The organism is Flavobacterium gelidicaeli, assembly GCF_013294005.1.
Classification (GTDB): Bacteria; Bacteroidota; Bacteroidia; order Flavobacteriales; family Flavobacteriaceae; genus Flavobacterium.
Map to the genome: position 1 here is coordinate 323446 of NZ_JABSNK010000004.1, position 23365 is coordinate 346810.

At 33.0% G+C, this 23365-nt stretch carries 21 protein-coding genes; 10 read left to right on the plus strand and 11 right to left on the minus strand.

The annotated features are described in order from the left end of the window. Positions 1–37: 37 nt before the first annotated feature. The gene (locus HNP99_RS08185; protein WP_173852884.1) at positions 38–760 is read left to right on the plus strand and encodes a CREC-EF hand family protein; all 723 of its coding nucleotides are present in this window, start codon (positions 38–40) and stop codon (positions 758–760) included. A gap of 7 nt (positions 761–767) precedes the next feature. Here the strand turns inward: HNP99_RS08185 and HNP99_RS08190 are convergent, their stop codons facing one another. The 5 genes from HNP99_RS08190 to HNP99_RS08210 all read right to left on the minus strand — a co-directional run bounded on the left by HNP99_RS08190 (position 768) and on the right by HNP99_RS08210 (position 6756). Then, positions 768–1469: a DUF2971 domain-containing protein gene (locus tag HNP99_RS08190; protein WP_173852885.1), complete on the minus strand. Its 702-nt coding sequence runs from the start codon at positions 1467–1469 to the stop codon at positions 768–770. A 33-nt stretch (positions 1470–1502) separates the two neighbouring features. Next, positions 1503–3332: an ABC transporter ATP-binding protein gene (locus HNP99_RS08195; RefSeq protein WP_173852886.1), complete on the minus strand. Its 1830-nt coding sequence runs from the start codon at positions 3330–3332 to the stop codon at positions 1503–1505. A 77-nt stretch (positions 3333–3409) separates the two neighbouring features. Further along, positions 3410–5137, minus strand: a complete 1728-nt coding sequence (locus HNP99_RS08200) for a phospho-sugar mutase (RefSeq protein WP_173852887.1) — start codon at positions 5135–5137, stop codon at positions 3410–3412. A 126-nt stretch (positions 5138–5263) separates the two neighbouring features. Further along, entirely contained in the window at positions 5264–6220 is a 957-nt protein-coding gene (locus HNP99_RS08205; protein ID WP_173852888.1) for a glycosyltransferase family 2 protein, read from the minus strand. After that, the gene (locus tag HNP99_RS08210) at positions 6220–6756 is read right to left on the minus strand and encodes a DUF4199 domain-containing protein (RefSeq protein WP_173852889.1); all 537 of its coding nucleotides are present in this window, start codon (positions 6754–6756) and stop codon (positions 6220–6222) included. The genes HNP99_RS08205 and HNP99_RS08210 overlap by 1 nt, the downstream gene beginning before the upstream one ends. Positions 6757–7000: 244 nt before the next feature. Here HNP99_RS08210 and HNP99_RS08215 point away from each other — a divergent pair, with 244 nt between their 5' ends. The 3 genes from HNP99_RS08215 to HNP99_RS08225 all read left to right on the plus strand — a co-directional run bounded on the left by HNP99_RS08215 (position 7001) and on the right by HNP99_RS08225 (position 10536). After that, entirely contained in the window at positions 7001–7252 is a 252-nt protein-coding gene (locus HNP99_RS08215; protein WP_173852890.1) for a type B 50S ribosomal protein L31, read from the plus strand. Between the two features lie 334 nt (positions 7253–7586). Then, the gene (locus HNP99_RS08220; RefSeq protein ID WP_173852891.1) at positions 7587–8762 is read left to right on the plus strand and encodes a GlmU family protein; all 1176 of its coding nucleotides are present in this window, start codon (positions 7587–7589) and stop codon (positions 8760–8762) included. A gap of 319 nt (positions 8763–9081) precedes the next feature. After that, on the plus strand, positions 9082–10536 hold the full coding sequence (locus HNP99_RS08225; RefSeq protein ID WP_173852892.1) for an alanine/glycine:cation symporter family protein: 1455 nt from the start codon (positions 9082–9084) through the stop codon (positions 10534–10536). Between the two features lie 93 nt (positions 10537–10629). Here the strand turns inward: HNP99_RS08225 and HNP99_RS08230 are convergent, their stop codons facing one another. Then, a complete protein-coding gene (locus HNP99_RS08230) occupies positions 10630–11124 on the minus strand; it encodes a YqiA/YcfP family alpha/beta fold hydrolase (protein WP_173852893.1) in 495 nt (164 codons plus the stop codon). A gap of 227 nt (positions 11125–11351) precedes the next feature. On the opposite strand from HNP99_RS08230, the gene HNP99_RS08235 reads away from it, so the two are divergent. Then, entirely contained in the window at positions 11352–12986 is a 1635-nt protein-coding gene (locus HNP99_RS08235) for an ABC-F family ATP-binding cassette domain-containing protein (protein ID WP_173852894.1), read from the plus strand. Between the two features lie 87 nt (positions 12987–13073). Here the strand turns inward: HNP99_RS08235 and HNP99_RS08240 are convergent, their stop codons facing one another. Beyond that, complete coding sequence (locus HNP99_RS08240) at positions 13074–13358, minus strand: GNAT family N-acetyltransferase (RefSeq protein WP_173852992.1); 285 nt, start codon at positions 13356–13358, stop codon at positions 13074–13076. A gap of 466 nt (positions 13359–13824) precedes the next feature. Here HNP99_RS08240 and HNP99_RS08245 point away from each other — a divergent pair, with 466 nt between their 5' ends. Further along, complete coding sequence (locus HNP99_RS08245; protein WP_173852895.1) at positions 13825–14529, plus strand: alpha/beta hydrolase; 705 nt, start codon at positions 13825–13827, stop codon at positions 14527–14529. 20 nt (positions 14530–14549) lie between these two features. Then, positions 14550–15449, plus strand: coding sequence for a lytic transglycosylase domain-containing protein (locus HNP99_RS08250; RefSeq protein ID WP_173852896.1), 900 nt, complete (start codon positions 14550–14552; stop codon positions 15447–15449). 50 nt (positions 15450–15499) lie between these two features. Here the strand turns inward: HNP99_RS08250 and HNP99_RS08255 are convergent, their stop codons facing one another. Beyond that, on the minus strand, positions 15500–16015 hold the full coding sequence (locus HNP99_RS08255) for a DUF2892 domain-containing protein (RefSeq protein WP_173852897.1): 516 nt from the start codon (positions 16013–16015) through the stop codon (positions 15500–15502). Positions 16016–16180: 165 nt separating this feature from the next. On the opposite strand from HNP99_RS08255, the gene rpmH reads away from it, so the two are divergent. From rpmH to HNP99_RS08270, 3 genes are all read left to right on the plus strand, one after another. After that, positions 16181–16342 carry a 50S ribosomal protein L34 gene (rpmH, locus tag HNP99_RS08260; protein ID WP_026706823.1) on the plus strand — a complete coding sequence of 54 codons (162 nt, stop codon included), beginning with the start codon at positions 16181–16183 and terminating at the stop codon, positions 16340–16342. Between the two features lie 190 nt (positions 16343–16532). Next, entirely contained in the window at positions 16533–19385 is a 2853-nt protein-coding gene (gene carB, locus HNP99_RS08265; RefSeq protein ID WP_173852898.1) for a carbamoyl-phosphate synthase large subunit, read from the plus strand. 204 nt (positions 19386–19589) lie between these two features. Then, positions 19590–20762 (plus strand): alginate lyase family protein, encoded by a 1173-nt coding sequence (locus tag HNP99_RS08270; RefSeq protein WP_173852899.1) that lies wholly within the window; start codon positions 19590–19592, stop codon positions 20760–20762. A gap of 62 nt (positions 20763–20824) precedes the next feature. Here the strand turns inward: HNP99_RS08270 and HNP99_RS08275 are convergent, their stop codons facing one another. From HNP99_RS08275 to HNP99_RS08285, 3 genes are all read right to left on the minus strand, one after another. Then, complete coding sequence (locus HNP99_RS08275; protein ID WP_173852900.1) at positions 20825–21298, minus strand: SRPBCC family protein; 474 nt, start codon at positions 21296–21298, stop codon at positions 20825–20827. Positions 21299–21628: 330 nt separating this feature from the next. Beyond that, complete coding sequence (locus HNP99_RS08280; RefSeq protein ID WP_173852901.1) at positions 21629–22498, minus strand: DUF808 domain-containing protein; 870 nt, start codon at positions 22496–22498, stop codon at positions 21629–21631. Positions 22499–22645: 147 nt separating this feature from the next. Continuing rightward, positions 22646–23329 carry a nitroreductase family protein gene (locus HNP99_RS08285; RefSeq protein ID WP_173852902.1) on the minus strand — a complete coding sequence of 228 codons (684 nt, stop codon included), beginning with the start codon at positions 23327–23329 and terminating at the stop codon, positions 22646–22648. Positions 23330–23365: the final 36 nt, after the last annotated feature.

Below are 23365 nucleotides of genomic sequence, written 5' to 3' on the forward strand. Positions count from 1 at the left end.
TTGATTACATTTGAATTTATTTTAATATTACATCCTTATGAAAAGATTACATATAGTATTGTTTAGTATTTCTATTTTATTTTTAGCAAGCTGCAAGAAAGAAGTAGAAAAGCCTAAAGTGATTTATGATGCTACCAATAAAGCTAAAGGAGTTACAAAGGTAGATTCTGCACAAGTTTCGATAGCAGATTTGCCAATACAAATGGAAGGCACAAATTATTTAATACATCCTATTGCTGATCTTAGAGTTTATGAAAGAGGAACGAAATCAAGGTATGGTTCGTCTAGTGTAATTGACTTAAGTTTTACAATCTCTAACTATGGAGAAAATGAAATTACAGGTTATTTACAAAATATAAAGTTTCAAAAAATAGGTTCTGATTCTATTAGACCATTAACTGATAAACCTGCTTTGATACAAACAGCGACTTATTTAAAATCAGTTTCTGATCGAGCTGGTAAGCAAGTTATGGTTTATACGATGTATGATGTAGATACAAATAGAGATGGTAAGTTAGATTCTAGTGATATTAAGGCACTGTATTTAAGTGATATTAGCGGTGATCGTTTTACAAAAGTATCGGCTGATCTTCAAGAATTAATTGACTGGAGTTTAATTGAATCTACAAATAGATTGTATTTTAGAACTGTAGAAGATACCAATAAAAACGGACAATTTGATAAAAACGATGTGTTGCATTATAACTATATCGACTTATCTAATTCAGAGTGGAAAGTAGCTTCTTACATGCCTATTTAATCTTTTTTTAAATCAAGATATCACTTTCTAAATCAGACTTTTCGATTTTAAAATCAAATCCTAGTTGCGCTACTAATTGAATGACTAGGTTTTTATACCAGTTTTCTGATTTGGGATGAATGTAGATTTTTTCAATTAATTGATCAATATCAACATTAATTTTTAGCCCATCATTTAATGTAATCTTATTTTCTTTTACGTCAGATATGATGCGGACTTCTCTCTCGTACTGAAAACTTTTCCGTTTAAACAAAAAAGGAAAAAACATATCGTCAAACGGAATGTATTCTTTTTTGTAATCAATATAGTTTACTTCTCCAATATATTGAGTGTAGTTATTTTCTGGATTCAAAGCTTTTTGTAATCTACCTATGGTTGATTGGATGGCCAGTCCCTCACTGTTTTGTGTAAATATTTGCCACATCGCAAATGATTCGTATTCGTTGATATGCCAACTGCTAATAGCTACTTTTTCACGATGTGTCTTGTAATATTTTAAAAAATCTGGATTGTCTATAGATAGTTTTTTTATCTCCTCAAAAGTAGGTTCGCTAAAGGTACCTTCGTACTGATCTTCGAATTTATCTGATCGTGACATAAATAATTTTTTAGACATTAAAAGGTCTAGAAATTTAGATAAATCCAAGTATTTCCAAACAATGGTGTCTGGATCTTCAGGTAACTTTATATCCGGATTACTGAGGTACATAGTTCTTAATTTGAGAATGTAAAATTACTAAAATTAAGATTCAAAGGACTGCATTGTAACCAGTTTATTATAGGTTCCGTTAAGGGTTATTAATTCTTCATGTGATCCTTGTTCTACAATTTTTCCTTTTTGCATAACAACAATAATATCTGCTTTTTGAATAGTCGATAAACGGTGCGCAATTACAATTGAAGTTCTGTTTTGCATCATGTTTTCTAAGGCAACCTGAACAAATTTTTCGCTTTCTGTATCTAATGCTGACGTGGCTTCATCTAAGATCATAATAGGAGGGTTTTTTAGTACAGCTCGAGCAATCGATAAACGTTGTTTTTGTCCACCAGAAAGTTTGTTTCCGCTATCTCCTATGTTAGTATTGATTCCTAAAGGCAATTCTTTTACAAATTCGTAAGCATTAGCAATTTTGAGCGCTTCTATTATTTCTTCGTCTGTAGCGTCTAGTTTTCCTAAGGCAATATTAGCTTTAATGGTGTCATTGAATAAAATACTGTCTTGAGTCACTAAACCCATTAAACCACGCAATGATTGTAGGTTGATGTCTTTAATATTGATGCCATCAATGGAGATTGTTCCATCATTTACATCATAAAAACGAGTTAGTAAATTAGCAATAGTACTTTTTCCGCTTCCAGATTGTCCCACAAGCGCAACGGTTTGTCCTTTTTTTACTTGTAAAGAAAAATCCTTTAAAACAATTTCATCTTCATATTTAAAGTTGATGTTTTTAATAGATATATTAGAATCGAAAGTTGTTTTATAATCGGCTTCAAGTTTAGAAGTAATCGGGTTTTGCTGGTCTAGAATTTCTAAAACTCTTTCTGCTGCAGCATTTCCTCTTTTTACACTATAGAATGCTTTAGAGATTGATTTTGCAGGAGTAAGAATGTTATAAGCTAGTCCCATATAAGCAATAAACGAAGCGCCATTTAATGTCTTTTCGATCAAGACCATGTTTCCTCCGTACCATAATAAGATGGCAATAACCATTATTCCCATAAATTCACTCATTGGAGAAGCTAAGTTTTGGCGGTTACCTATAGTATTTGATAATTTAAAAAATCGTTGTGTTGATTGCCCGAAGATTGTATTGAAATAATTTTCGGAGTTGTATCCTTTAACCACTTTTAAGCCACCAAGCGTTTCTTCTATCGTTGATAAAAAGATACCTTGTTCTTCCTGTGCTTGTGTTGATTTTCTTTTTAATTGTTTTCCGATAAGTGAAATTATATATCCTGAAACCGGAATAAAAATGAATACAAATAACGTTAATTGCGGACTTATAGAAAGCATGAAAAGTATCGTAAATACAATAGTTAATGGCTCTTTTACAACTAGTTCTAAAATGGATAAAAAAGAAGTTTGTACCTCATTGACATCAGCTGATATTCTTGCAATTACATCTCCTTTTCTTTTTTCTGAGAAAAAAGCTAAAGGTAATTCTAATGTTTTTTTGTACATCGCATTACGCATGTCTCTCAAGATACCGTTTCGTAAAAAGGTAATGAAAAACATGGCAAGATAATCACTTAAATTTTTCAATAAAAAGATCGTTATGATTAATGCTACCATTACTGATAGCGTATATCCTACTCCGTAAGTATCTGTAGCGTGTGTAATGAAGTAGCTAATGTAGTTTTCTGCATAAGTTTTTAGTTTCCAGATTTCAGTGTAAACTGGTTTAACTGTGTTTCTTTTTGTTTGGTCAAATAAAACCTGCATCATAGGGATCAATGACATGAAGGAAAGGGTGCTAAATAGCGCGTACAATACATTAAAAAAGATGTTTAAGTAAGCGTATTTTTTATACGGAACGATAAAAGAGAATATTCTTTTAAAATTATTCATTGTGATAAGTATAATTAAGACCCGACTGTTTTTTAAAAAGCAGTCGGGTCTTGTAGTTTATAGTTGAATTAAAGCTATTAATTCAATTGCATTGAAGCAATGATGTTTTTTATTTTATCGTCTAGCACTTCTTGAACAGCTTCAAAATCTTCAACATTGTCAAGAGTTGTATTAACACTGATGTAGAATTTTATTTTTGGTTCTGTTCCACTTGGTCTAGCACATATTTTTGAGCCATCTTCAGTGTAATAAATAAGCACGTTTGATTTCGGAATTGTCATTTCTGATTGTGTTCCGTCTAACAAATTTTTAGCAACCGATGATTGGTAATCTTCAACCATAATTACGCGCTCTCCATTTATTTCTTTTAATGGGTTTTCGCGTAAATCAATCATCATTTGAGTGATTTGTTGTAATCCTTCCATTCCTTTTTTAGTAATCGAAATCAAATGCTCTTTGTAGAAACCGTTGTCTATATATAGTTTTATAAGTTCTTTATAAACCGTACTTCCATTGGCTTTAGCCTGAGCAGCAATTTCACACACTAATAAGGTAGCTGCAACAGCATCCTTATCACGCACGGCATCACCTACCATAAATCCAAAACTTTCCTCTCCACCACCTATAAATTGTAGCTCTGGAAAGTCCTTAATCATTTTAGCAATCCATTTAAATCCAGTTAAACCCACTTTGCATTCTACATCATAATTAGTTGCTAATTCCATCATCATAGGAGTAGAAACAATAGTAGAACCTACAAACTGATTTCCGTTTATTTTACCTGCCTTTTTCCATTGTTCGAGTAAAAAAGCAGTCATTAGGACCATTGTTTGATTTCCGTTCAATAAGGTCATTTTGCCATTATTATCACGTACAGCAACTCCTAAACGATCGCAGTCAGGGTCGGTTCCTACTACAATATCTGCATTTGTTTTATCAGCTAGGGCTAGCGCCATAGTTAATGCTTCTGGTTCTTCAGGATTAGGTGATTTTACTGTTGGGAATTCCCCATTAGGAACCGCTTGTTCTGGTACAATATGTACATTAGTATATCCAGCTTGAGCTAAAGTTTCAGGAATTATAGTGATCGAAGTTCCGTGCAATGACGTAAAAACGATATTCAAATTCTCTTTCGATTCTTTTGCAGTATTAAAACTGGCATTTTTTATAGATGATGCTATAAATGCTTCATCGATATCTTTATCAATATAATGGATCAAAGCTTCATTAGCATCAAACTTGATTTCGCTGTAATTTAAATTTTCAATTACATCAATGATTCCTTTGTCTTCTGGTGGTACAATTTGTCCACCATCTTGCCAGTATACTTTATAACCGTTGTATTCCGGTGGATTATGTGAGGCTGTAAGAACGATTCCGCATTGACATCCTAAATGTTTCACTGCAAATGACAATTCAGGAGTAGGTCTTAGTTCTGAAAACAAATAAACTTCAATACCATTTGCCGAAAATACATCAGCAACCGTTTTTGCAAGTGTATCACTGTTTTTACGGCAGTCATATGCAATAGCAGCTTTCAATGGCTGGTTTGGGAAAGCCGTTTTTAAATAATTAGAAAGGCCTTGCGTGCTTTTTCCAAGCGTATATTTATTGATTCGGTTGTTTCCTACGCCCATTACACCGCGCATTCCGCCGGTTCCAAATTCAAGGTTTTTATAAAAACTCTCCTCTAGTTCTTTAGGTGATGATGCAAGTAATGTTTTTACGTCTTCCTGTGTTTTTACGTCAAACGAAGGTGTTAACCACTCATTTACTGCATCTAAAATATTTTGCTTGATATCCATATGTCTATTTATTATCAGTTAATTATATCTACTTTTTAAGGAGCTTTTTCCTGCTATTCGCTCTATCTTTTTATCTTGACAAAAACAAGCTAAAAAGGATGCCGCTGCTATCAGGGCTAGGGGAAATTACAAATTAACCTCGCTTGAGATTTTATAGCGCTCTTCGTTGTTTTTAGTACGCAAAATAATTTCGCCAAGAAATCCTGCCAAAAATAATTGCGTCCCTAGTACCATTGTTGTCAAGGCAATAAAAAACCACGGATTGTCAGTCACTAAATTATAACGCATGTTGTTGTACATGTGGTATAGTTTTGAAACTCCTATATATCCAGCTAGCAAGAAACCAATGATAAACATTACGGATCCCATGGCGCCAAATAAATGCATTGGTCTTTTTCCAAAACGAGATAGAAACCAAATCGTAATTAAATCTAAGAAACCATTAATGAAACGTTCCATTCCAAATTTAGTTTCTCCATATTTTCTCGCTTGGTGTTGTACTACTTTTTCGCCTATTTTTCCAAAACCGGCATTTTTTGCTAGAACGGGGATATAGCGGTGCATTTCGCCAGACACTTCAACGTTTTTTACAACGATATTCTTGTATGCTTTTAACCCACAATTAAAGTCATTTAACTGTACGCCAGATGTTTTTCTAGCAGCCCAGTTAAATAATTTAGAAGGCAAGTTTTTTGCCACAACAGAGTCGTAGCGTTTCTTTTTCCATCCTGAAACTAAATCATAATCCTCGGTTGTAATCATATTGTAAAGTCCCGGAATTTCTTCAGGACTATCTTGTAAATCAGCATCCATGGTAATAATAACGTCACCTTGAGCTTTAGCAAATCCAGCATGTAAAGCTTGTGATTTACCAAAGTTTCTCATAAAACGTATGCCTTTTACATTTTTGTTTTCGGCAGCAAATTGAGTAATGATAGACCACGATTTGTCACTGCTTCCGTCATCAAGAAAGATAACTTCATAAGTGTAGTTGTTAGTCTGCATCACTTTTATAATCCAAGTGTATAATTCTTGTAAAGACTCTTCTTCGTTAAGAAGTGGAATAAGGATAGATAAATTCATTAGTTATCTTGTAATGTGTTTTTTGATTTAAATATAAGAGCCATGATTAATCCAAAGATACAAGCAAAAAATAAATTAGTAAATCCTCCTTTAAGTTGTTCAGTTATAGAGAAAGGATCATTTTTTCTTAAATTTGTAATCATTTCGTTTAATGTGCTTGCGCTTACTCCATAATTATTCGAAGTGTCTTTTAAGTATTTTATAGTAAGCTCTAATAAGGTGTCTTTTATACTTGGATCGATAACATTATATAAAAGAACCTTGAAACCAGCAAATATAACAATACCTACCAAAGAACAGATAAAATACGTTGTAAATGCTTCTTTAAAGGAAAGTTGGTTGCTTAATTGTTTCTTAGTTTGCATCAATAAGATTGCAGTAATTATTATAAAGCCAGTTAAACTTAATAAAGTTGTCCAGAATGAGAGAAACAATTTGACATCAATGGAATAGATGGTTGCAGTAATTAATGATAAGATGATTCCTGTTACAACTCCATAGCTTGCGCCGTTTCTTTTAATAATTGGACTGATCATATCTATAAGGTTTTACATTAATCTGCAAAGATAGTAATTCCATAATACATAGTAGGGATAAAAAATATTTTTACTATTTTATAAAAAAAAGCGGTCAACGAATTGTTTATTGAAAAATAATTGTAAATTTGCAAACTCAAAATAACAGAATAAAACAAAAAGTTATAATGAATTTATACCTTTCCCTTTAACAAGGAAAGCTTCAAGAGGAGTTATAACCAAACAAATAAAAAAGAATTACAAGATGAAAAAAGGTGTACACCCAGAAAATTACAGATTAGTTGCTTTTAAAGACATGTCAAACGAGGATGTTTTTGTTACTAAATCTACAGCAGAAACAAGAGAAACTATTGTACACGAAGGTGTAGAATATCCAGTTGTAAAAATGGAGATCTCTAGAACTTCTCACCCTTTTTACACAGGTAAAAACAAACTTATCGATACTGCAGGACGTATTGACAAGTTCAAAACTAAATACGCTAAACACGTTAAATAATTTAACTTGTTTTCAAAATACCGAAAGCCTCGCAATTTGCGAGGCTTTTTTATTTAGTAGAAGTAATTATTAGTGTCGTTTTTTTTGTTTTTTTTAAATTAAAATGTTTTTTTGGGATTAACTACTTCAACGTTGTTGTTTAATAGTTCTATAATATTTAGACTAAGATTGCCTTTTTTAAAAATAGTTTAATCTGTATGGAGTTCTTGTAATTTGTGTTGACTTTTAAAATTAAAGAATATACTTAGAAACATTTTAATTGCGTTTGTCTTCTAAAGCATACCAATCAAAAACTTTGTAACTTTGCTTTTTTGTAACTTTGAAAAACGCTAAAATGAATTATATACTTTTTGATGGTCCATCTCGTAATGCGCTATTGCCTTTTACTTTTACTAAACCTGTTGCTGATATTTTAATTGGTATCGTTACTATTCGTCAAAAATGGGAAATGCACCTTGGGTCCACAACCACTACTTTAACCGAGGAATATTTGTCTGACAAATACCCTATGGTTGAGTTGGAACAAAATGTGATGATCAATGCTTCATTTTTACCTACGACAGAGTTAGTAGATTTAATAACCGACTTACAAGAAAGACAAGCAATTTTTAAAGGGGAGGAAGTAGTTGCTTTTTTCTCTAATGATGAGCAAGAGCAAGTGGATTTTGATGACTATGAAATTATAGAATTCGAAGGTGAGGTAATTACAATAAACCATCCATCAGATATTTTTTCTAAAAACAGTGATGCTATTCATCAGGATTTTGAATTTATAACGGCTGATCGCGTCTCGCAACCTATTCCTAAGTCGGTAAATGTAATTTCACCAGAGAATATTTTTATAGAAGCGGGTGCTAAATTAGAATTTGTTACTTTGAACGCGTCAACTGGACCTATATATATAGGTAATGATGCTGAGATTATGGAAGGTTCTGTAATACGTGGTCCTTTTGCACTTTGTGATCACGCTGTTGTAAAACTAGCTACAAAAATATATGGAGCAACAACTGTTGGTCCGCATTCTAGAGTAGGAGGAGAAGTGAATAATTCGGTTATTTCGGCTTTTTCGAATAAAGGACACGATGGTTTTTTAGGGAATTCTGTTTTAGGGGAGTGGTGTAATATTGGTGCTGACAGTAATAATTCTAATCTTAAGAACAATTACGAAGAGGTGAAATTATGGAGTTACGAAACCGAAGGATTTGCTAAAACTGGATTACAGTTTTGTGGTTTAATGATGGGTGATCATAGTAAATGCGGAATCAATACCATGTTTAATACCGGAACTGTTGTTGGAGTGAGTGCTAATATTTTTGGAAGTGGTTTTCCTCGTAATTTTGTTCCAAGTTTTTCTTGGGGTGGCGCTTCGGGATTTTCGACTTACATCACTAAAAAAGCATTTCAAACGGCAAAAATAGTAATGAGCCGTCGTAATGTTGATTTTGATGAACAAGAAGCAGCTATTTTAGAACATGTGTTTGAAGAAACTAAAAAATGGAGAAAAGAATAGTATTTTTTCTTTATTCTAAAATAATTATATAAAAAATTAAACTGTCATATAGAAAAATAGGGCAGTTTTTTTTGTGCCCTATTCTATGTTTTTTTTAAAATTTAGCTGTTTAATTTCAAGTATTTCTTAATTTTTTGAATTTAATTTAAAATTAACCTCTTTTTAAGGCAGGTTGTTTCTGGTTTATTAGTGCGTTAAATATATTTTTAAATGTGTATTGACTAGTTTTTTGTCTTCATATGTTATAGTTTTATAAAAAAATAGATGCAAAGAGTTGTTTTTGCTGATTTTTTGATAATTATTAATTTAAAATAAATTTATGGAAGAGATTATTGGAGTGTTGAATGGTATTGTTTGGAGTAATGCTTTAATTGCTTTGTGTTTAGGAACGGGGCTTTATTTTTCTATAAGAACACGTTTTTTACAAGTACGCCATATCAGAGAGATGTTCCGATTATTATTTGATGGTAAAAGCTCTGAGTCTGGAGTTTCTTCTTTTCAGGCATTAGCCATGTCATTGGCAGGTAGAGTGGGTACTGGGAATATTGCAGGTGTTGCTACAGCAATTGCTTTTGGAGGGCCTGGAGCCATGTTTTGGATGTGGATGGTTGCTTTTTTAGGAGCAAGTACTGCATTTGTAGAAGCTACATTAGCACAAATTTATAAAGAGAAACACTTAGGGCAATTCCGTGGAGGCCCTGCATTTTATATAGAAAGAGGTCTAGGAGTCAAGTGGTTCGGAATCTTATTTGCAATAGTTTCTGTTATTTCAGCAGGGCTATTATTACCAGGTGTTCAAGCAAATTCAGTTGCTGATGGGTTGAACAATGCTTTCCAAATGGATACAAAAGTTTCTGGCTTGATTGTCGCTGCAATTTTTGGTGCTATCGTTTTTGGAGGCGTTAAACGTATTGCTAAATTCACAGAGTTTGTTGTGCCTATAATGGCTATCGGTTATATTTTGATTGTATTGGTGATTATAGCTATTGATTATGATCAACTTCCAGGTGTTGTTTCTTTAGTTTTTAGAAGTGCTTTTAATATGGAAGCTGGTTTTGGAGCTGTTTTTGGACTAGCTATTCAGTGGGGAGTTAAAAGAGGGATTTATTCTAACGAAGCGGGTCAAGGTACTGCACCACACATTGCAGCTGCTGCCAATGTTTCGCATCCTACCAAGCAAGGTTTGGTACAATCTTTTTCGGTTTATATTGATACTTTATTAGTTTGTTCGGCAACTGGTTTTATGTTGTTGATCACAGGAAAGTATAATGTACAAAATCCAGGTTTTGGAACTGATGGAGGTGCTGAGTTTTTATATCATGGAGCGCAAAATGTTTCTGTAGGGCCAGGATTTACGCAAAGTGCAATGGACAGCGTTTTTCCAGGTTTTGGTTCTTACTTTGTTGCTATTGCGTTGTTTTTCTTCGCTTTTACAACTATCCTAGCGTATTATTACATTGCTGAAACAAATATTTCTTATTTAACAAGAAACTTAAGTTCACCTATTTATAATCATATTTTAAAAGTGGTGATGATGGTTGTGATTATGTATGGTTCAATCAATCAAGCAAAATTAGCTTGGGATATTGGAGATTTAGGAGTGGGATTAATGGCTTGGTTCAATATAATTGCGATTCTGTTATTACAGAAGCCTGCTCTATTGGCGCTTAAAGATTATGAAAGGCAAAAGAAAGAGGGAAAAGATCCTGTTTTTGATCCAGAAGATATTGGTGTCAAAAATGCACATATTTGGAACACCATAAATAAAAAATAAAATTATTTATAGTTTATAAAAAAGCTTCTAAAGACTAATGAAAAGGTTTTAGAAGCTTTTTTATTTTAATTAAATACAATTGTAAAGAAGTAATTAGGAGGGATTGTTGAAAAATAAATTGACCTCGTTTTTAAAAATATTCAAAGGAATACCGTGTCCTAATTCGATTATAAGATGTAGTCTAAAGTTAGCGTTAAAAGGAAGTGATTTCATTATAAACGCAATGTTGTCTGATGCCTTGATAATGTCATCTTGATTCCCAATTACAATTTGTAATAATTGCCCGTGTTCCTTATCTATAGCAGGAATATTTTGTAAAATTGAAGTTCTATAGGGTAAAGCAGGATTAAATAATAACGTTTTTGTTTGCATTAATTTAGAAAGGTAAAAACCTGTAAACCCGCCCATGCTGCTACCTATGATAATATCGATGTTTTGGGTTTTATATTCATTATATAGTGTTTCAATCATATTAGGGTTTTCTTTATAGTCTAAATCTGGTGCTATAATAGTGCCGTATTGTTCTAGAATAAGCTTTTTTTGTGGACTTAGTTTACTTTCAAGACCGTGTAGATATAAAATAGTCATGCTTTAGTTGTTTGATTATAATTTCAAGACAAATATACAGTGTGCTACTGTCAAATGATGAAGGTGGTAAGATTGAATTTTAAAAGGGGGGCTTCTCTCGAGTTTTTTCTTCTTATTTCAAAAGCAGTATTAAAATTGTCTAATTCTCTATTTAAACTATCTTTGCACTTTTAAAAAATTACCCGGGATAAAACTTTGGGTAACCAAATCTACAAATCAATAATATAATGATTACAGTTAACGATGTTTCAGTACAGTTTGGTGGTACTACGCTTTTTAGCGATGTTTCTTTTGCAATAAATGAAAATGATAAAATTGCCCTTATGGGAAAAAATGGAGCGGGAAAATCTACGCTTCTAAAAATTATTGCAGGACAAAGTAAACCATCAACCGGAAATGTATCGGCGCCAAAAGAAGCTGTAGTGGCTTATTTGCCACAGCATTTACTAACTACAGATGGTGCTACTGTTATGGAGGAAACTTCTAAGGCTTTTGGTGAAATCTTAGGTATGAAAGCAGAAATTGACGAAATCAATGAGCAGTTAACTGTTCGTACTGATTATGAAAGTGATGCGTACATGAAGTTAATCGAAAGAGTTTCTGATTTAAGCGAGAAATTCTACGCTGTAGAAGAAGTAAATTATGAAGCTGAAGTAGAGAAAATATTAACAGGTTTGGGTTTTGAACGTGAGGATTTTACGCGCCAAACTTCTGAATTCTCAGGAGGATGGAGAATGCGTATTGAGTTGGCTAAAATCTTATTACAAAAACCAGATTTGATTTTGCTAGATGAGCCTACAAATCACATGGATATTGAAAGTATTCAGTGGCTAGAAGAGTTTTTAATCAATGAAGCAAAAGCGGTAGTAGTAATTTCGCATGATAGAGCGTTTGTAGATAATATTACAAATCGTACTATTGAAGTTACCATGGGGCGTATTTATGATTATAAAGCTAAATATTCTCATTACTTAGAATTGCGTAAAGACCGCCGTATTCATCAACAAAAAGCGTATGATGAGCAACAAAAAATGATTGCTGATAATAGAACTTTTATTGATCGTTTTAAAGGAACTTTTTCTAAAACAGATGCCGTACAATCCCGCGTTAAAATGTTAGAAAAATTGGTAATTGTTCAAGTTGATGAGGTAGATAACTCTTCGTTAAGATTAAAATTTCCTGCTGCAGCCCGCTCAGGACAATATCCTGTGATTGTAAAGGATTTAGGGAAAACTTATGGAGATCATGTTGTTTTTAAAGATGCTAATATTGTTATCGAAAGAGGACAAAAAGTTGCTTTTGTTGGGAAAAACGGAGAAGGAAAATCGACCATGATTAAAGCAATCATGAAAGAAATAGGCATTGATAGCGGAAGTTTAGAAATAGGACATAATTCTCAAATAGGATATTTTGCACAAAATCAAGCGTCATTATTAGATGAAAATGCTACAATATTTGAAACTATTGACGGAATTGCTGTTGGAGATGTGCGTACGCAGATAAAAAATATTCTTGGTGCTTTTATGTTCCAAGGAGATGATATTACTAAAAAAGTAAAAGTACTTTCAGGAGGTGAAAAAACGCGTCTAGCAATGATAAAATTGCTTTTAGAGCCGGTTAACTTGTTGATTCTAGATGAGCCTTCAAATCACTTAGATATGAAAACTAAAGACATTATTAAAGACGCACTACGTGATTTTGATGGAACTTTAATTTTAGTGTCTCACGATAGGGATTTCTTAGAGGGGCTGGCTACAAAAGTTTTTGAATTTGGAAATAAACGTGTAGTAGAACATTTTGAAGATATTACGGGTTTCTTAGCAAATAAGAAAATGGAAAGTATGAGAGAGATTGAGAAGTAGAAAAAGTTTTAGATAAAAATAAAAAGAAGACCTGTAGTATGATAACTGTCAGGTCTTCTTTTATTTAAAATAGATTAAGTGTAGTTTTTAAAGTCTTATTCCAGGTGGTAATAATTCTTTGTATTCGGGATTTTTTTTAAAGAAAACGACTATTTTAGGTAATATAGGTACTACTCTAAGTTTTTTTTCGATAGCAATAGCCATTATTTCTGTTAGAAAGCTAGAGAGGAAAGCTTCGTTTTCAAAATCCTCAGGGGTGTTTATTTTAGTGAGGAAAATCTTTTTTTCCTGAAAAGAATATTCTACTGAAATCAACCCGTCTTCAAAGGTTGTTTCAAATTGTCTTGCAAAAGTATTGTCTTTAATTTCCATGATGGTATTTTGTTCCAAAAAATTTATTTAATAAATGGGAGTGAAACAGTAATGACTGTTAATTATGGGTGATCTGACTTTTTTTGGCGATAGATTTGTGTTTAAATAATAATTTTTAAAGTAATTTTTTTTAATGATGCGGCACTTAAGCTACATTGTGAAGTGTGTTAATAAAATGGATGGCACTAAAAGATTGTAATATTGTCTTTTAATGATGTCGTTCTAACAAAGGTATCGATTTGATTTTCAATATCAAATGATTTTAACGCTTCGTTAAAGGACCATTTTTAGGACTTTGTTTATTACTTTAAAAAGGAGTTGTTTTTGTTTAGAATTAAAAATGACGGCTCATAATTTAATCCTAATTTAGTTTTAGCAATAGTTTGTTTCTCGATAAAATAAGTATTTTTATGGAAGAAATAGTATCAAGAAAAAGTCTTTTTTATAAAAACATTCAATAATTATTATGAGTAAAATCGCTGTTTATTTTATGCCTGGTTTGGCGGCAAGTACTTCTATTTTTGAACGAATCGAACTTCCAGAAGAACAATTTGATGTTCACTTGTTAGAGTGGGAGATTCCGTTAGATAAGGAAACATTACCTGATTATGCAAAACGTATTGCTCAAAAGATTACTCATGATAACCCTGTTTTGATTGGGGTTTCTTTTGGAGGGATATTAGTGCAAGAAATGGCTGCTTTTTTAAATGTTAGAAAAGTAATTATTATTTCAAGTGCTAAAAGTAACTTGGAGTTTCCGCGCAGAATGAAGATTGCTAAGTCTACTAAAGCATACAAGCTTTTACCAATGCGTTTGCTTTTAAATATAGAGAATTTGGCTAAGTTTTCTTTTGGAGAAAAAGTGAATAAACGATTAAAATTATATGAAAAATTCCTCTCAGTAAGAGACTTGCGCTATTTAGAGTGGGCAGTAGAGGAAGTGATTCTTTGGGGTAGAACGGCTGTTGATACCTCTGTTGTGCATATTCATGGTGATAACGATGATGTTTTTCCTATAAAATACATTAAGGACTGTATTGTGGTTAAAGGTGGTACACATGTAATGATTTTGAATAAATACCGATGGTTAAATACTAATTTACCTGCTATTATCATGGGAACTTATAAAGAAGAAATGCAATTAGAAGAAACTGAAAAAGAGGTTTCGTAAAATAATTTAAAAGGAAGAGGATGAAAATGATAGAAAGAGTAATTTTAATAGCAGCTTTTATTTTTGTAAGTGGTCTGTTGATTTTTGCAGTACCAAACAATGCTAAAGAGAGCGCAAAATTAAAGCTAGAAGAGCCTGTGAATTATTTTCCGTCGAAAGCTAATTTTGCTTCTGAAGAAACACCTTTGCAAATTGATGATGTAAAAGAACGTTTGGACAGGGAGTTGATTGTGAATATTAATTTGCATGCATCGACAATTTTAGCAATAAAAAGAGCCAATCGTGTTTTTCCTGTTATCGAACCCATTTTAAAACAAAATGGTGTTCCTGATGATTTTAAATATCTAGCAGTGATTGAAAGCGGACTCGTAAATGCAGTTTCGCCAGTAGGAGCAAGAGGAGTGTGGCAATTTATGCCTGAAACGGCAAAAGAAAGAGGGATGGAAGTGAACGATATCATTGATGAACGTTACCATCTTGAGAAAGCCACGCAAGCGGCTTGTAGTTACTTCTTAAGCGCTAAAGCTAAGTTTGGCTCTTGGACCTTGGCTGCTGCGTCTTATAACGGCGGAATGGGCGGCGTAAATAAGCAAATGGATATTCAAAGAGAGACAAATTACTATGATTTACTTCTTACTGAAGAAACCTCTCGTTATGTTTTTAGAATTTTAGCTTTAAAAGAGATTATGAAAAATCCTTCAAAATTTGGTTTCGACATAAAAAAAGAAGCATTGTACACGTTGATTCCAACAAGGGAGGTTGAAGTAGATAGTACGATTACTGATTTGACCACTTTTGCTAAAGAGCAGGGGATTAATTATAAGATTTTAAAAATCCATAATCCATGGCTTAGAGATAGAAAGTTAGAAAACTTAACAAATAAAAAATATACGATTGAAATTCCGTTGAGCGGGTATTAAAAAAAAACATCCGCAATTGCGGATGTTTTTTTGGTATCTAAAAAATGCAATTATATTTTTTTCATTTGATCTTTCATCATTGTGATTTGCTCTTTTAGCATTCCTTGTTTGTCTAAACGTTTTGCTTCGTTCAATAAAGTAGTTGCTTCTAGCTTTCTTCTGCGTGACATAGCAACTCCAGCAAGGTTTAATTTGGCTACAGCCAAATCCATATCCATTGATAAACCTAATTCGATTGCTTTTTTGAAATATTTCTCTGCTTGGTTGATATTTGTTTGAGAAACCATGATCCCTTGAAGGTAGTTAAAGTATCCTTGTTGTTTTTGAATTAAAGCAGTTTCTGGATTTTTGATGTAAGACAACCATTTTTGAGCGCCTGGAAAATCTTGTTTTCTTAATTTTAGAAAGGCTAAAAGGATAAATTCATTCTTAAAGTAAAGAAAAATTGGGATTGCAGTTAACAGTAAAAGGAAAATTCCGTTTCCTATATTGCCTTCAGTAAATTGCCAAATGCCAGTAATTGTTATAAGTCCAGCGATAATTAGTTTGATATTCTTGTGAAACATAGTGTGTATATATTTAAGATTGCAAAGATAGTAAAAGGAATTAAAAATATTTTTATAAAACTACTTGCAAGAAAAAAAAGTCTTTGTATATTTGCACTCGGTTTTAGAATAACAATTATTCAAATCGGAAGAAGACAAATAACTAAGATTTAAAGATACAAAGCAATGAGCAAAAGAACATTTCAACCATCGAAAAGAAAAAGAAGAAATAAGCACGGATTTATGGACAGAATGGCTTCTGCGAATGGAAGAAAAGTTCTTGCTAGAAGAAGAGCTAAAGGAAGACATAAATTGACTGTTTCTTGTGACCCAAGACACAAAAAATAATGTTTGTATAAACATAAATAAGGCGTTACTTTTTTTAGTATCGCCTTTTTTTATACCTTGTCGTTAAATTATTATTTTTTTTAGAAGCATATCCTGATTTTTGTAACAAATAAAAAAGCTATTTAGCTGATTTATAATTACACAGATTGAAACAAAAACTACTACAACAACAACTCATAATTATAATAAAATGCCAAAAGATACATCCATAAAATCAGTTTTAATAATAGGTTCAGGCCCTATTGTTATTGGTCAAGCTTGTGAATTTGATTATGCAGGTTCACAATCGGCACGTTCCATTCGTGAGGAAGGAATAGAAGTTATTTTGATAAATTCTAATCCGGCAACGATCATGACCGATCCTACAATGGCCGATCATGTTTATTTGAAACCGTTAACTACAAAATCAATAATTGAAATCTTAAAAGCACATCCGCAAATTGACGCAGTGCTACCTACAATGGGTGGGCAAACAGCGCTTAACTTGTGTTTAGAAGCCGAAGAGAAAGGAATTTGGGCTGATTTTAATGTAAAATTAATAGGTGTTGATGTAAATGCAATCAATATCACCGAAGATAGAGAGCAGTTCAAGCAATTGCTTAAAAAAATAAATGTACCCTCTGCACCTGCTGAGATATGTACTTCTTACTTAAGAGGAAAAGAAATTGCACAAGAATATGGCTTTCCATTAGTGATTCGCCCTTCGTTTACTCTTGGAGGAACCGGAGCAGCTATTGTATATAAAAAGGAAGATTTTGATGAACTGCTAACAAGAGGTTTAGAAGCTTCTCCTATTCACGAAGTCTTAATTGACAAGGCTTTAATGGGTTGGAAAGAATATGAATTAGAATTATTAAGAGATAAAAATGATAATGTTGTCATCATTTGTTCGATCGAAAATATGGATCCAATGGGAATTCATACTGGAGATTCAATTACGGTAGCACCAGCAATGACCTTATCTGATTCTACTTTTCAAAGAATGCGTGATTATGCCATTCTAATGATGCGTAGTATTGGTAATTTTGCTGGAGGTTGTAATGTACAATTCGCAGTTTCGCCTGACGAAAAAGAAGATATCGTAGCTATCGAAATTAATCCTCGTGTGTCTCGTTCCTCAGCATTGGCTTCAAAAGCAACAGGTTACCCAATTGCTAAGATTGCAACAAAACTGGCTTTAGGATACAATCTTGATGAATTACAAAACCAAATTACAAAGTCTACTTCAGCTTTATTTGAACCGACATTAGATTATGTTATTGTGAAAATTCCTCGCTGGAACTTTGATAAATTTGAAGGTGCTGACAGAACTTTAGGACTTCAAATGAAATCGGTAGGAGAGGTGATGGGAATTGGACGCTCGTTTCAAGAAGCATTGCACAAAGCAACGCAATCATTAGAAATAAAAAGAAACGGTTTAGGTGCTGACGGAAAAGGCTATACAAACTACGAACAAATTATAGAGAAACTGACTTATGCAAGTTGGGATCGTGTTTTTGTAATTTATGATGCCATCGCAATGGGAATTCCGTTGAGTCGTATTCACGAAATCACAAAAATCGACATGTGGTTCTTGAAACAATATGAAGAATTATATACTTTAGAGAAAGAGATTTCGAATTTTAAAGTAGATAGCTTACCAAAAGAGCTTTTGCTTGAAGCGAAACAAAAAGGTTTTGCCGATAGACAAATTGCACACATGATGGGATGTCTTGAAAGCGCCGTACATACAAAACGTATGGATTTAAATGTCAATCGCGTATTCAAATTAGTAGACACTTGTGCGGCGGAGTTTAAAGCTAAGACACCTTATTATTACTCGACATTTGAAGCTGAAATTGAAAAAGCTGACGGTACTCGTTATGTAGATAATGAAAGTGTTGTTACTGATAAAAAGAAAATTATAGTTTTAGGCTCAGGGCCAAATAGAATTGGACAAGGTATAGAGTTTGATTATTCTTGTGTACATGGTGTGCTAGCTGCAAAAGAGTGTGGTTATGAAACCATCATGATCAACTGTAATCCTGAGACAGTTTCAACAGATTTTGATACAGCCGATAAATTGTATTTTGAACCTGTTTTCTGGGAGCATATCTACGATATTATCCAGCATGAAAAACCAGAAGGGGTAATTGTGCAATTAGGTGGGCAAACCGCTTTGAAATTGGCAGAAAAATTATCTAAATACGGAATCAAAATAATAGGAACTAGTTTTGATGCTTTGGATTTAGCCGAGGATAGAGGACGTTTTTCTGATTTATTGACTGAATTAGATATTCCTTTCCCACAGTTTGGAATTGCTGAAACTGCTGACGAAGCTGCTGCACTTGCTGATACATTAGATTTTCCATTATTGATTCGTCCTTCTTATGTGTTGGGTGGTCAAGGAATGAAAATTGTAATCAACAAGCAAGAGCTTGAAGAGCACGTGGTGAATTTATTAAAAACAATTCCAGGGAATAAATTACTTTTAGATCATTATCTAGACGGAGCGATTGAGGCTGAAGCCGATGCAATTTGTGATGGAGAAAATGTGTACATCATAGGAATTATGGAGCACATCGAACCTTGCGGAGTGCACTCTGGAGATAGTAACGCTACTTTACCACCTTTTAATTTAGGGGAGTTTGTAATGCAACAAATAAAAGATCATACTAAGAAAATAGCATTAGGTTTAAGAACCGTAGGTTTAATCAACATTCAGTTCGCTATAAAAGACGATATTGTTTACATTATTGAAGCTAATCCTAGAGCTTCTCGTACTGTACCGTTTATTGCAAAAGCATATGGCGAACCTTATGTGAACTATGCGACTAAAGTTATGCTAGGACACAATAAAGTAACAGACTTTACTTTTAACCCACAATTGAAAGGATATGCAATCAAGCAACCTGTTTTCTCTTTTAGTAAGTTCCATAATGTGAACAAGGCATTAGGGCCAGAGATGAAATCTACAGGAGAGAGTATTTTGTTCATTGATGATTTAAAAGATGATCAGTTCTACGAATTATATTCTAGAAGAAAAATGTACTTGAGTAAATAAGCTACAATATATATTTATAACTAAAAGCTCCTTAATTGGGGCTTTTTCTATTTTAGAGAGTTGATTGCCTTTGTGGTATGGGAATTATTTTTGAAAAGTGTTTTTTATTTTAGGTCTTAATCGGTTACTTTTGAAAATATAAATTGGTTGACCACTTGATTTGTCGCTTATGACCAGCAATAGTAATTTTAAATTTTATAATTCATGAAAAAAGTAATGATAATGCTACTGTTCCCCCTGTTTATGATAAGCAATGCGCAGGCTCAAATTTGTGTATGGAATATGGAAAGTTTGGCCAAAGCCAAAGCTAATAATACTAAGGAAGTTCAATTGATATTAAAAGACGCCGATAAAAAGTTGGCTCAAACGATAACAACTGTTATTGATAAAGAGATGACACCCTCCAGTGGAGACAAACATGATTATATGAGTATGGGACGTTATTGGTGGCCAGATACTACAAAAACGGATGGCTTGCCTTATATTAGAAATGATGGTCAGTCTAATCCTGAGATCGAAAAGTTAGATCGCTATCCATTGAGTAATTTTGCTAAGAGTATTGAATCACTTTCTTTAGCGTATTACTTAACTTCTGACGAGAAGTATGCACAAAAAGCGGTTGAAAATTTAAGAATTTGGTTTATCAATCAGGGGACAAAAATGAATCCGAATATGAATTACGGACAAACAATTCCAGGAGTTAATAACGGTATGGGTAGAGGAGAAGGAATACTTGATACCTATTCTTTTTTTGAAATGTTAGACGCCGTTGAAATACTGAAGAAATCCAAAACGTTTACAAATGAAGATCAGATTGTTATAAAGAATTGGTTTAAAACGTATGTGAATTGGTTGCAAACAGCTACTGTAGCTGCCGAAGAAAGAACAGCAAAAAACAATCACGGAACTGCTTTTGATGTGCAATTAGCGCGTTATGCCATTTTTATTGGTGATCAGGATTTAGCTAAAAAAATAGTAAATGAGTTTGCTGAGAACCGACTTTTTAAACAAATAGAAGCGGATGGTTCACAACCGCTAGAATTAGCTAGAACAACTGGATTGGGATATGCTACTTTTAATCTAACTCATTTTCTGGATATGGCGCAAATGGCAAAAATATTAGATATTGATTTGATTCACAAGCAATCTCAAGATGGAAGAGGTATTTTGAAAGCGATAGATTATCTTGTTCAATACGTTAATAAGCCGCAATCAGTATTTCCTTATCAGCAAATTAAAGATTGGGATGGCGTCCAGGGAAAATTAATGTGGCAATTGTACCGTGTGGACAAAATGCTTGAAAAACCCATGTATCAAAAGTATTATAAGAAAAAGTTGTCTGGAGTAAAAAAGAATAATGAATCTATTTTGTATTAATTTTAAAAAATAGAAAAGCCCCTTGATGGGGCTTTATTATAGAGAGTATTTACTATGATTTTCTATTCCATTATTAATTCTATAGGAAAACGATCCGCTACTAAATTCAAAATTACATTATGTTCTAAATATGCTTTTAAACCTGCTAGAACTAAAGTAAAAGCTTCTGTAGTATCTCTAATTTGGGAACATATTTCATCTATTTCCCCTTGGATACCATTGAAGGTAATTGTTACAAAAGTTTTATTTTCGCCTAAATCATTAAATTCCCATTCTACAATTGCTTTTTCATCTGCTCCCCATTGAATCAAAATCGTTTCATTAGATTTTATTTCTAATATTTTAACAGTGATCTTATGGTTGTCGTACATTTCCCAAATCCAATCAATTGATTTTCCTTGTTCTAATTTTCCAGATGCTTTCGTAAACCAAAACTGCGTAGTTATTTCAGGGTTGATGAACGCTTGAAAAACCGTTGCTATTGGTTTTCTGATTAGCATAGAAGTTTCAGCATAAGAGGTGTTTTCAATCGTCATGTATTTAATTTTATAAATTTATTTAAATATGAAAGTTTTGTATTCCCCTTTTGTAAAAGGGTTGTCATAAATAGTAAAACTCAGGCCAAGGTAAAAGAGAACAGCATTGTCTCTCGCACGGCATATAATTTGTGTAATATTTTTTTTCAAAAAGAAATCAAATCGGTTACTAAAAGTTTTCCAACTCCTTATTGATTTCTTTCAACTGCCATTTGTATTAATTGCACTTTTGCTTTTTCGTTATTTTGGGATCGAAACACACAGCCAATATGAGGTCATTTTACATCTATTTTTTGGACAGAAATCATTTTTTTATTGATTGAAAGAAGCTTATAACGCTGCTTCTTTTTTAAATATTTTCTTGAATAACGTAACAACTGCAAAGGCAAAAACACCACCTACTAGTCCAAATAGAAATTCTCTTGCCATATCAGGTAGCTTTACTAAAAGACCATGTGAAGCTTCAATTTTATGAGCAAAGATGCCACCAGCGACTAGTAACAAAGCAATTGTTCCTACAAACCCTAAAATTTTAATCACTTTGGGCAATGCTTTAATTAAAAGGTCACCTATAAATTGTGCAATTTTAGTAGTTCGTTTTTTAAGCAACCACCCTAAATCGTCCATACGAACAATCAAAGCTACAATGCCGTAAACTCCTACAGTTGCTAGAATGGCAATAAAAGTAACTACTAAAATTCGATTTAATATAGATTCACCTTCAACTGTTCCTAGCGCTATAATTACAATTTCGACAGATAAAATAAAATCAGTTATAATAGCTGATTTGATTTTGCTTTTTTCAAGTAATAATATTTCTTCTTCTGATAATGTAACTGTTTCGATTATTTTTTCGGCGTGATGGTGCGGAAAAAAGTATTCGAATATTTTTTCTATCCCTTCGTAGGAAAGATACACTGCACCTAAAATCAATGTTATTGAAATTGCGGCGGGCACAAATGCACTCAATAAAAAGGCAAAAGGCAATATAATTAATTTATTTAGTAAAGAGCCTTTAGTGATTGCCCATAAAACGGGAATTTCTCTTGAGGATACAAATCCCGAAGCTTTCTCAGCATTAACAGCCAAATCATCGCCTAATATTCCAGCGGTTTTTTTTGTAGCAACTTTACTTAGTAACGCAACATCATCCATAAGTGCTGCAATATCATCTAGTAGGGCAAAAAATCCTGAAGCCATATATTTATTCTTTTGTTTATGATTATTTAAATGAAAATTTCTTTTTAATAAGTTGCTAATAAAACAATTCTTTTCCTTAAAAAGTTACCTGATTTAATGGATAGTTTATAATTTATTAAACTTAGTACTTAATTTGTGCTGCGTTTGTTAATAGAAAACAGCAATCTCATCAAGTTCTTTACGACCTAAATCCGGCACCCAACATTCTTCTGCTGGATAGCCAACGGGAATTAGTAAAAAGGGTTTTTCATTTTCAGGGCGATTTAGAATTTTACTAATAAAATTCATAGGGCTGGGAGTGTGCGTTAAGGAAACCAAACCTGCGTTATGAATTGCGGCAAGTAAAAAACCACTCGCTAGACCCACGCTTTCTTGAACGTAATAATTGTTTTTCTTTTTTCCTTCAGGACCAAACTCATAAATGCGTCTAAAAACAATGATGAGGTAAGGTGCGATTTCAAGGAAAGGCTTGCGCCAATCAGTTCCTAATGGTTTTAAATCATCAAGCCAATCGCTAGACATTCTAGACTCATAGCTTTCAAGTTCTTCTTCTTCGGCTGCAATGCGTATTTGTTTTTTTATTTCGGGGTTTTCGACGACACAAAAAGTCCAAGGTTGTTTGTGCGCGCCAGATGGTGCAGTAGATGCTGTTTTTAGGATGTTTTCAATTACTTCGCGTGCAATAGGGCGATCAGCAAACTCTCTAACCGAGCGTCGGCTATCCATTTTCTTGTAAAATAATTGTGAACGATCCAGCATTTCTTGGTCTGAAAGAATGGGTTTACTATAACTTATATAAGGATGGTCTTCAATGATTTTTTTTTCTGGCATGGGTAATAGTTTAATTTTACGTTCAAATATAACCAT

Bases quoted from the DNA above. Each gene is read 5' to 3' on its own strand.
- HNP99_RS08185 (WP_173852884.1), top strand. From the start codon at position 38: ATGAAAAGATTACATATAGTATTGTTTAGTATTTCTATTTTATTTTTA.
- carB (WP_173852898.1), top strand. From the start codon at position 16,533: ATGCCAAAAGATACATCCATAAAATCAGTTTTAATAATAGGTTCAGGC.
- HNP99_RS08190 (WP_173852885.1), bottom strand. From the start codon at position 1,469: ATGTACCTCAGTAATCCGGATATAAAGTTACCTGAAGATCCAGACACC.
- HNP99_RS08270 (WP_173852899.1), top strand. From the start codon at position 19,590: ATGAAAAAAGTAATGATAATGCTACTGTTCCCCCTGTTTATGATAAGC.
- HNP99_RS08195 (WP_173852886.1), bottom strand. From the start codon at position 3,332: ATGAATAATTTTAAAAGAATATTCTCTTTTATCGTTCCGTATAAAAAA.
- HNP99_RS08210 (WP_173852889.1), bottom strand. From the start codon at position 6,756: ATGATCAGTCCAATTATTAAAAGAAACGGCGCAAGCTATGGAGTTGTA.
- HNP99_RS08285 (WP_173852902.1), bottom strand. From the start codon at position 23,329: ATGCCAGAAAAAAAAATCATTGAAGACCATCCTTATATAAGTTATAGT.
- HNP99_RS08215 (WP_173852890.1), top strand. From the start codon at position 7,001: ATGAAAAAAGGTGTACACCCAGAAAATTACAGATTAGTTGCTTTTAAA.
- HNP99_RS08275 (WP_173852900.1), bottom strand. From the start codon at position 21,298: ATGACGATTGAAAACACCTCTTATGCTGAAACTTCTATGCTAATCAGA.
- HNP99_RS08235 (WP_173852894.1), top strand. From the start codon at position 11,352: ATGATTACAGTTAACGATGTTTCAGTACAGTTTGGTGGTACTACGCTT.
- HNP99_RS08225 (WP_173852892.1), top strand. From the start codon at position 9,082: ATGGAAGAGATTATTGGAGTGTTGAATGGTATTGTTTGGAGTAATGCT.
- HNP99_RS08280 (WP_173852901.1), bottom strand. From the start codon at position 22,498: ATGGCTTCAGGATTTTTTGCCCTACTAGATGATATTGCAGCACTTATG.
- HNP99_RS08200 (WP_173852887.1), bottom strand. From the start codon at position 5,137: ATGGATATCAAGCAAAATATTTTAGATGCAGTAAATGAGTGGTTAACA.
- HNP99_RS08230 (WP_173852893.1), bottom strand. From the start codon at position 11,124: ATGACTATTTTATATCTACACGGTCTTGAAAGTAAACTAAGTCCACAA.
- HNP99_RS08240 (WP_173852992.1), bottom strand. From the start codon at position 13,358: ATGGAAATTAAAGACAATACTTTTGCAAGACAATTTGAAACAACCTTT.
- HNP99_RS08245 (WP_173852895.1), top strand. From the start codon at position 13,825: ATGAGTAAAATCGCTGTTTATTTTATGCCTGGTTTGGCGGCAAGTACT.
- HNP99_RS08205 (WP_173852888.1), bottom strand. From the start codon at position 6,220: ATGAATTTATCTATCCTTATTCCACTTCTTAACGAAGAAGAGTCTTTA.
- rpmH (WP_026706823.1), top strand. From the start codon at position 16,181: ATGAGCAAAAGAACATTTCAACCATCGAAAAGAAAAAGAAGAAATAAG.
- HNP99_RS08220 (WP_173852891.1), top strand. From the start codon at position 7,587: ATGAATTATATACTTTTTGATGGTCCATCTCGTAATGCGCTATTGCCT.
- HNP99_RS08255 (WP_173852897.1), bottom strand. From the start codon at position 16,015: ATGTTTCACAAGAATATCAAACTAATTATCGCTGGACTTATAACAATT.
- HNP99_RS08250 (WP_173852896.1), top strand. From the start codon at position 14,550: ATGAAAATGATAGAAAGAGTAATTTTAATAGCAGCTTTTATTTTTGTA.